Origin of the sequence: Alteromonas sp. BZK5, from assembly GCF_014349115.1 — a bacterium.
Lineage (GTDB): Bacteria > Pseudomonadota > Gammaproteobacteria > Enterobacterales > Alteromonadaceae > Alteromonas > Alteromonas macleodii.
This window is the reverse complement of sequence record NZ_JACSOE010000119.1, coordinates 1-7,644: the sequence shown is the minus strand read 5'-3', so window position 1 is coordinate 7,644 and position 7,644 is coordinate 1. Positions and strand designations below refer to the sequence as shown.

At 41.2% G+C, this 7,644-nt stretch carries 8 protein-coding genes; 7 read left to right on the top strand and 1 reads right to left on the bottom strand.

Annotated elements, in window-relative coordinates:
- Together BIZ39_RS19405 and BIZ39_RS19400 are read left to right on the top strand one after the other, a co-directional pair.
- A partial coding sequence (locus BIZ39_RS19405; protein WP_222936710.1) for a hypothetical protein occupies positions 1 to 243 on the top strand: 243 nt, incomplete at its 5' end.
- A gap of 26 nt (positions 244 to 269) precedes the next feature.
- Positions 270 to 602 carry a hypothetical protein gene (locus BIZ39_RS19400; RefSeq protein ID WP_187447796.1) on the top strand — a complete coding sequence of 111 codons (333 nt, stop codon included), beginning with the start codon at positions 270 to 272 and terminating at the stop codon, positions 600 to 602.
- 13 nt (positions 603 to 615) lie between these two features.
- Here the strand turns inward: BIZ39_RS19400 and BIZ39_RS19395 are convergent, their stop codons facing one another.
- The gene (locus BIZ39_RS19395; RefSeq protein WP_187447795.1) at positions 616 to 1,446 is read right to left on the bottom strand and encodes a hypothetical protein; all 831 of its coding nucleotides are present in this window, start codon (positions 1,444 to 1,446) and stop codon (positions 616 to 618) included.
- A gap of 706 nt (positions 1,447 to 2,152) precedes the next feature.
- Here BIZ39_RS19395 and BIZ39_RS19390 point away from each other — a divergent pair.
- The 5 genes from BIZ39_RS19390 to BIZ39_RS19370 form a co-directional block, all read left to right on the top strand.
- Positions 2,153 to 4,324, top strand: a complete 2,172-nt coding sequence (locus BIZ39_RS19390) for a helicase C-terminal domain-containing protein (protein WP_187447794.1) — start codon at positions 2,153 to 2,155, stop codon at positions 4,322 to 4,324.
- A 62-nt stretch (positions 4,325 to 4,386) separates the two neighbouring features.
- Entirely contained in the window at positions 4,387 to 5,514 is a 1,128-nt protein-coding gene (locus tag BIZ39_RS19385; RefSeq protein ID WP_187447793.1) for a PD-(D/E)XK nuclease-like domain-containing protein, read from the top strand.
- A gap of 1 nt (position 5,515) precedes the next feature.
- Positions 5,516 to 6,259 carry a recombinase RecT gene (locus BIZ39_RS19380; protein WP_187447792.1) on the top strand — a complete coding sequence of 248 codons (744 nt, stop codon included), beginning with the start codon at positions 5,516 to 5,518 and terminating at the stop codon, positions 6,257 to 6,259.
- Positions 6,246 to 7,241 (top strand): hypothetical protein, encoded by a 996-nt coding sequence (locus BIZ39_RS19375; protein WP_187447791.1) that lies wholly within the window; start codon positions 6,246 to 6,248, stop codon positions 7,239 to 7,241. Before BIZ39_RS19380 ends, BIZ39_RS19375 begins: the two co-directional genes overlap by 14 nt.
- 23 nt (positions 7,242 to 7,264) lie before the next feature.
- A partial coding sequence (locus tag BIZ39_RS19370) for a hypothetical protein (RefSeq protein ID WP_187447790.1) occupies positions 7,265 to 7,644 on the top strand: 380 nt, incomplete at its 3' end.

Below are 7,644 nucleotides of genomic sequence, written 5' to 3'. Positions count from 1 at the left end.
GACTTAGCAGATACAGAAAAAATGCTTATCACACTTGCTAAGCAGGACTCACTTGTTCAAAAGAAGGTCGTCATTGTTATCATGGAACGGGTGGTTCAGCACTGGATAGAACTGAAGATCCAATTGTCTCCAAATGGTAATTGGCAATTTACTGAAAGTGATCGTAATGAACTTCATCAGAAGCCCAAAAAGATTAAAGACCTACTTAACATTATAGAGTCTCGGGCAAACACTATTCACTAGCGCTTCATCTTTTAAGGTAAACATCAATGATTAGAAACCTGACTTACTATTATCGACTTATTTCCTATAAGTTTTCTCTGCAAGGTGAAGATAATGACGCCACTTACCGTGGTAGCGCTGTTTTTCATGATGGTAAAGACATCAGCAGGTTTAATATCGACGACATCGCGGAAGGTTATCCGACAATCACTAATATTAAATTGTCTGAAAGACAGTTGAAATTAAAAGAGCGCGAACTTAGAAAGTTGAAGATGTTAAAGGAAAAAGCAAAAACCGAAAGAGAGGAGTATAAGGACAAGAATCGAGGCTCTGTCTGGCAAATATTTAAGTTTAAAGCAAAGGCAACAGGCTCATCTTAAATTGATAGATGAGCTAGTTGTCAGCTTGTGCTTCTGTTTCCTTATCATAACTGATTAGCCATGCACGTTTAGACGCAACTATCCAAGAAATACCAAAAGCCCACAAGCAAACAAACTCAACCCAAAATATGGCTGTGTTACCAGGGTTAGAAGATATCCACTGCAGTATCCCTCCTATTACAGCAGATATTGCCATAGAAACAGCACAAGCAAGGTATATAAATCTACGCCACTTCAACAATTTCATGTCAGGATGTTTTTTGATTTTACCGTCTACCCTTCTGTAAAAACCAATGCAATAGTAAAAAAGAATGGCTATCAGAGTGAACGCAGCAACCCCATGGACTACTGGGGTAAACTTTGAACCTGTAGTGATACACTTGCCATCATCGTTATCTAACTCAGCACTTGGGCTTTCTTGCATAGAGGAACTATTATCACCGGTGCCTGTTAAACCATTTATGTTCAGAGACTCTGCTGTTTCGCATATTTTACATTGTGTTTTGTCAAACGGTAGGTCTGCATTTTCAATCCACTTTAAGTTTACGGATGTAGGGCAAACAGCAATCAGTATTGCGCACACCCCAGCTATCTTTGCAAGCCATAACTCTGTGTCTGTCCAGCCTTTATAGGCGATTAAAAAGCCGCCCACAGAGAATAAAGCACCTACAAAAAAGTCTCTGGCACCTAAGTGATATGTCACGCTTATACTGGTTGGTATAATGCTCGTCTCGGTATGGAACCAAAACAATCCTGTACAAACAATAGCGATACTCAATGCGATTAAACCGACAATCATTCTTAATGCACGGTAATCAATGTCTTTGTGCAAGATTTCACTCATGTTTAGCGTCCATCAATATTGTGTTCCTTTAGCTACCAAACACAAGTAGAAGTAATGCGATGCGTTGAGGATACGTTTGGCTGTGACGATTCCTTCCAATCAAAATACTATGACCCCAACGCCATAAATGGTGTAAGACTTAAAGCGCTGAAATAATATTAACGCTGCTTATTTTTTGTGCAACCCTTTTGTGTGCATAATCTTATAAGTACTCAGGTTTAGTTAATTTTATAGCTTGGACAACGCTTCATTGCATGTCGTCTACCCCTCCGTGAAGTGTGTCTCTCAAATAGATTCCCTTGCTAGCCCGAGCATCTTTTAACCCCTGATTAATACAAGCCAGCATGTCTCTATCTGGGTAGTTTAATTTCACTCTAAACATCAGCCTTTTTATCATTTCTGGCCTTTCTTTTCGTGGTTCATTAAATCTTCCGATACTGTTTGGCATCTCAGTTAAGAAGTACGACTTTGTCATTTCCTCGCAACTGACATCGTGTGCAGATGCAAAAGATGCTGACGCCGTCAGAATAATCCCGCATATAGATCTTATTTTTAAGGTCATGCTTTCCCTTGTGAGGTTACTTTGAATTTTCAAAAGTGTATTAAATCCGCGAATCTGTGGGATTTGTTGCTTGATTTAACAAAGTTGCGAGAGTTGTAAGCTGGTGTGTAATGGGAGAAAGACTCATAGACCTATTCTTAGATTATGAATATTCAACAAGCGATAAGAAAAATCATTGATGGTGTTAAGACGCATTTGACTGACTTTGAGGTTAGAGATAGCCAGCTGCAGTTTATGGATGCCATTACTGAAATTTGTGAAAACAAAGATAGCCCTAACAGCATTATTGCTGAGTTGCCAACCGGCACCGGTAAGTCTTTAGGTAGCCTTATTCCTGCTTTGGCCTATATCCAGGTCGCTAATGAAAAGCGAAGTAAAGATGACACCATCAAAATTTGCTATAGCACGGCCACTATTTCGCTTCAAAAACAACTTCTCAGAGATGTTGAACTCTTAAGAGCATCGGGTGTTGACTTTAAAGCTCACATTGTTGTTGGTCGAGGTCGCTTCATATGCAAGCGCAACGCATTTGCAGTAATGAGACCCGATAGCGAACAAGCTAACTTACTTACTGGCCAAAATGACATTGATACCACCAGTGATGTTGGTCTCCCACCACAGGGTAGCCACATGATAAGCGAAGTTGAGAAAACTAAAGTAAAGAAAGCTATGTATCGGCTTAAAGACGATACATGGACAGGTATCGTTGACGACTTAGACCGAGAATTAACGATGGAAGATAGGACATGGCAACGTGTTCGTGCTGATGCAAACACTTGTAATAGACAATGTCAGTATTGGGGCAGCGGATGTCCTTTCGTCAAAAATAGAATGGATACGGAAAGTGCAGACGTCATTATAACTAATCACGCTATGGTCTTTGCCGACTTAGAAAAATCCGCCATTTTGCCAGCGCCAGAAAGAACACTCCACATTCTCGATGAAGCGCATCATTTAGTAGACAATTTCCACGGGACTATGGAAAGAAAAATGTCTTTCAGCGCGCTCTATGACATCTGCACACGTCAACTTGCTGCTATCTCGATAGGCATAGCAATGGGATCGGAAATCGCTGATATAAAAAATCACGAGCATGAAGTTAATCAACGACTGGTTCGCGTTCGTGACGCCCTACTTCCTTTTATGCAATTTTTAGATGACAGGTATCAACAGTATGCAGAAACGCTTCCCATATCTGAACGGGATAAAGCCATATGGAGACTTGATACAAACTATATTACACAAAGTGGTATGTTGGAGAGTATGCACGTTATTTATGATGACTTAGTTGTTGTAAGGCAAAAAATTGCTTCTGTTATAGAGGAAATTAATGCAGTTGATAAGGAACTAAACATCGATGAGGCGCAAGTAATAGGTCAACTTGGTTTACACCATAGCAATATAGATAGCAGTTGTACCTTGTTAACCATGTATCTTAATGCGAAAGAGACTGATGCGTTCTGGTATAAACGCCATCAAGCAAAGGGCAGTGCTTCAGCCACTCTCTTTGGTGCTAAAGTGAATGTGTCTGAGGACATGAAGGCGCTCTTTTGGGACCGTATCCACAAATCGATTGCTATGTCCGCTACCCTTTCCAATGATGGTGCTTTCTCATCTTTTAATCATGAGTCTGGACTAGCAAAACCCTCGGCCTGTGAATATCGTTTTAACTCGCCCTTCACAGAGGCATTTCAATATTCAAGTTTACACCTTTATCCAGATTTTCCCGAACCTGATTGGAGAAATGAAACTGCTCATTCACAAGCTATTGTCGATGAGTTGATTCGATTTATGAGCTATCACAAAGCAGGACTTCAATTGTTCGTTTCAAAGCGACAAATGAATGAGGTGGTTTCGTTATTGCCACCTGCTCTTCGAGAATCAACGCTTGTGCAAGGCGTTGATGGCGCAAGAAGCCAAATCATAGAGACGCATCGAAATAAAATTGATAAAGGGGAGTTGTCACTATTGATTGGTCTTGCCTCATTTAGTGAGGGTCTTGATCTTAAAAAGCATTATCTAACCTTTGTGGGCATCGCCAAATTGTCTTTTGGCTCATTTAATGAGCCAAGAAAAATTACCGAGTCGGAAAATCTACAGGCTAGTGGTGGAAACCCTTTTATGCAACTCACACTACCTTGTGCAGAAAAAGCATTACAACAATCAGTAGGTCGTCTAATTAGGTCAATTGAGTGTCGAGGCGAAGTGGCTATATTCGACAGACGTATTTTAACAAAGCGATATGGTGCCGGATTACTAGAGCGACTTCCGCCGTTTTATCGTGAATTCCATACCAGACAGCAACGGTATGGGTAAAAAGTAGCGAGGTTTTAAAGTCACTATACGATAGAGGCATAGAACAGATTGAGGAAGTCGCCATGATGGGTAACGCAGCAGTAGCTAACGATGTAAACATCTTTGATGCAGTCAATATCATAGACTGGTGTGATAATAACCACTTGGACGATGAAGGAAATGTAATACCCGGCATTTATCGCGGTATGCCGGATCATATATACCATTCAACAGATGGTTACTCATCAAGCTTATTTAAAGAAATGGCGACAAAAAGTGCTTTTCATGTGAAGCGCAAATATTTCGATAAGAAAGCTAAGCCCATTACGACCGCAACCCAGAAAATCTTCAACTTTGGTACGTTGACACATGAACTCTCACTTGAAGCTGTTCGTTTCTACAACCACTACTTCAAACTACCTGAGAACGTTGGTTTTGATTCCTACACTACGGATGAATTAAAGGCGAAAGCTAAGGAGATGGAATTAAAAGTATCTGGTACACGTGATGCTTTGAAAACGCGAATCAATGATGCGTTGCCAGAGGGTGCGAAAAAGATTTGGGAGTATGAAGATGAAGTGGACATGCTTATCAATACTCATTGCGCCTGTGAACGACTTGAAATAATCAAGGGAGAAATGACAGGGCGAACCACACTTTACAATGCCATATGGAATGATCCTAATAACCATGAATTCACTCTCCTTCCTATTGATTACGATACATGGGTACACGTTCATGAATTATACGATGCATTGATGGGCAACCCTTACATTTCAGTAGGTCTTGCAGATGGTGAAGCCGAACTGTCTTGTTTCGCCGTCGAGCCTGAAACGGGCTTATTAGTAAAATGCCGCTACGACTTCCTTAACCGTTTCGGTCAAGCATGGGATGTCAAAACAGCACGTTCGGCCGAAGATCGCGCATTTACCTATCACGCTAATGATATGGGCTATGACCTGCAAGATGCCTTTTATCGGATGGTGGGCGCTTTGTGTGGATTAGATATAAATGCCTTCATCTTTGCTGTGGTCGAAAAGGACGTTCCAATTGCTGACGCTAAAGAATATTCGCCTAACACGCAAATGCGCGCAAAAGAAAAACTGCGCCATTACCTAAATAAGTTCAAAAAATGCTTAGATACGAATGAATGGCCAGCGTACAAAGCTGAGCCGTCCATTACTCAAATGGAAAATAATCGAGGTTTTTAACATGCAAATGATTGACCCAGCATACGCTATTACTCCTCCACCATTGGGGGGGTTGAATACAGAGTTTACAGGACTGTTGGCTGCAAAACGGTCGCGGCTTAACTTTGATGATGAATGTCGATTTTTTCAGAATCAATGGTTGCGAGCAGCGCGGGCAGGAATGATGTCACTTGTTCCACTCGAAGAGGTGCAAGCGGAATTCATGAAAGCACCAAAGCTGGGGCTATCCTATGACCCAAGCAAAATGCAAGCTTTTTGTATTGCCCATTTTGATGATGCCGAAGGGTACTACAGACCTCGTTTCTATCTCGGTTATAAGGGTATGTATCATTTTATCGCGCAAGATAAAAATATCACCCTGACACATACAGAGCTTGTTTTTGAAAACGATGTGTTTATAGACAAAGGCCCCAATGCAATCCCTGAACACTCTAGGAAATTAAATGCTAATCACAGAGGCAATATTATTGGGGGGTATTCTTACTCACTACTCGCAAAAAGCAATTTCGTGATATGCACTATTCTAGGTGCAGAGACCATGCAACAAATTGAAATGGGATGTGTTAACAATGGTAGCCAAGCGTGGACGGGCCCATTTGTTAATGAAATGCGGAAAAAAACGGTTACGCGCCGGCATTTTAATGACTTGCTTCCCGTGCTGGATTTAAGTGTTGAGCTTGAAGATAGCAATATTCTTGAACCTACTGGCTTTGAATTGGAGTACGCAACCCATGGCAGAGAATAATTATGATTATGTCTTAGGAAACTTGACGACGGCAGAAAAGGAAGTCGCCAATAAGTTGATATCGCATCATCGTAGTTTGTGTGATGCAAGAAAACAGTACACAAAAAAACGTCAATTTGGTCTAGAAAACATTCATCCGAGTGCTTTTAAGCAGCTGGTTGATGATAGCCTTGTCATTGTTAATCTGGCGCCACCTGCACTACAAAACGATTTAACATGGTTAAATTGGGAGATATTGGTGTCAGAGGTTACCGGTCGTATGGAAGGTATGATCATCACAGACCCGGTCAAAGTTCTTTCGAATATGAATGGCATTGTCGATGCCAGGCTTGAGCGCTTCAATCCTGACAGCGGCAGAAATGTCATCGTAGATATGAAAAAAGGTATCGTTGAGATAGATAGCGAAATTACAGATTCAGATCCCAGTTTGAATGTCACAAATGGTAACTTTGTTCCTTATGGCATTGTACTGCAGTGTGGATTATCAGCGAACGATAGCGAAGATATCCATTATCAAATTGACGATATGGGAAGTATAGAACTAAATGGCGCCATGCAGGCCTGTTACTCCGCTATTGGCCAGCTACATCAGAAAAACGCCGTAGAGGGACTCGCTAACCACGTGGTGTTTATGCGTTGTCTCAAGCAGTTAAAATTTAATGCATTTGAATATGCACCGTTTTTATTTGCTATCCATGATACCTATACAAGTTACTTTGAAAGGAAGAAATCCCACGAGCAAACAATGCGAAATAAAGGTAAGCGGAATGAACGCCACGGATTAACTGAAACCGAAATGATGATGAGGGCGCTGATGACGCCTGAAAACATACACAAGGCTCAGCAAAAGCTCGCTTACTCACTAGAAAAGAGAGGATTGCAGCAAAACCATAACGTCATCGACATTACCACGTTCAAGCAAGAACAAATCAGTGAGCAAATTAATGCGATGTTTGAACCAGACCACCCAGATACTTGGTAACAATAGATAATGCCGGCGGTACAATGAATACACAAAAAGAATTACCAACGTCTGAGACACTGCAACAGCAGTATGTCATGCGCCGACGTTCGGAAAGTGGTTCATACCATTATGATCAATTGAATGTGTATTTTGATGAATCATCAAATGAATATATAAGTCGTTGGTTTAGTGGCCGCTCACGCAATAGCATGTCTTTTCGAGGAGATGCTACATATGCGCTAGAATCACTTGTTGAAGAGCGCGTGGCCAAATTTATAAGCCAAGGTGAAGAAAATGGCTATGAATTAATAGACAGAGTTGTCTGCAACTTCGCAGATGTTCCATTCTCTAAGTTTGCAGGGGCAAAACTTGCTCCTGTCTCGCTGGAGAAATTAAATAAAACTCCCGAATGGACAGATCC